Raw genomic sequence first — 1,425 nt, forward strand, 5'->3', positions numbered from 1 at the left:
TGATGACTTTAGCGCCACGGTCGGCGCAGTATCTAATTGCGGTAGCAATGGAATCATCGACCGTGGAATGGGTTGTGCCAAAAGAGACGCTGATGATGGCGGCGTTAGGAGCGGCGCCAATCAGCCCTTCTTTTCCGTTGGGGCCGTGGCCGCGTCCAGCGATATTCACGGCCATGGATGTGCCATGGTCGGCGTCGTGTTCGCCAGTGATGGGTTTGAGTCCGTCGGGGGCTCCGATTCCGGACAGGTCTTTACCGCCAGTAAATCGCACCCCGGTCAGGTCGGGGTGGGTGGTGTCGATGCCACTGTCCACCAGGCAGATTGTGACGCCTGAACCTTGCGATAGTGACAGGGTGCGGTCGATGCCCATCGGGGTGATCCACCATTGCCGGTCCCGGACCTGGTCCCCCGCATGAGCCGGGACCGCTGCGCCGCAGGCTAATCCGGCGGTGATGAGCATGATGGTGGCGGCGTGTCGTGGATGTGGCCTGGTCATGGGTGTCTGCGGCGGCGTCGGAGCCACCAGGTTAGGCCGCCGATGAGGGTGGCGCAGGTGGCCAGTCCGGCGAGGATGGCCCAGGAAGCGGTGGCGGGGCTGCGGGGTGCGGCGGCGGTGATGGGTCCTTGGGGTGTGTTTGTGGGGGGTTGGGGCATGGCGGAGGAATATTCAGGGTCAGGTTGGTAGGTGGGGTCCCACAGCCCCATCGATTTCACTCCGAAAACGTCTCGTGAGGGGTTGTCGTATCCTTCGCCGATTTGCCCGAGGGGGTTGTCGGTGACGGTAGGGACGTCAGCCGTGAGTGCGGCGTAGGCGTCGACGAGGCCCCAGCCGCAGTCGGCGGTGGGGATGTCACCGGTGCCGGTTTTTTTAGCGGTTTTTAAGACGCGGTTGATGATGCTGGCGGCGTTGAGGTCGGGGTGTTTCGCGCGGATAGCGGCGACGATGCCGGTGACGACCGAGGTGGAGATGGACGTGCCTGCGCCGTCGCGGTAGCCGCCGCCGGGCCAGGCTTGCGGGACTCCCGTGTCCGGGGTGGTCGCGAACGGGCCACACACAGCCACACCTTGGGTGTAAATTTTTCCGTTTTTATCTTTTTCGCCGCTGCCCCAGCTGGAGCGAGGGTCACGGGTGAGGTTGTGATCGACCCCAGCCACTGACAGAATGCCGAACATGCTAGATATTCCGGACGGTGGGGAGCTGCCGAAATTTCCGGCCCCAGCGACTACGACGACGTCTTTAGACTGGGCGTAGAGCGCAGCTTTTTTGGTGTCGTTACTTCCCTCTAAAAGAGAGAGATTGATGACTTTAGCGCCACGGTCGGCGCAGTATCTAATTGCGGTAGCAATGGAATCATCGACCGTGGAATGGGTTGTGCCAAAAGAGACGCTGATGATGGCGGCGTTAGGAGCGGCGCCAATCAGCCC

The 1,425-nt window shown here is 62.1% G+C and carries 2 protein-coding genes; both read right to left on the reverse strand.

Features of this window, described 5'->3' with window-relative positions:
• Nucleotides 1–496 (reverse strand): S8 family serine peptidase (locus tag KEM60_RS16310; RefSeq protein WP_219108489.1); only part of this gene is annotated, 496 nt, incomplete at its 3' end.
• Nucleotides 493–1,425: S8 family serine peptidase (locus KEM60_RS16305; protein ID WP_219108491.1), on the reverse strand; the 933-nt coding region annotated here is incomplete at its 5' end. The genes KEM60_RS16305 and KEM60_RS16310, both read right to left, overlap by 4 nt.

Origin of the sequence: Austwickia sp. TVS 96-490-7B (assembly GCF_019331795.1) — a bacterium.
In the GTDB taxonomy this organism is placed as follows: Bacteria; Actinomycetota; Actinomycetes; order Actinomycetales; family Dermatophilaceae; genus Austwickia.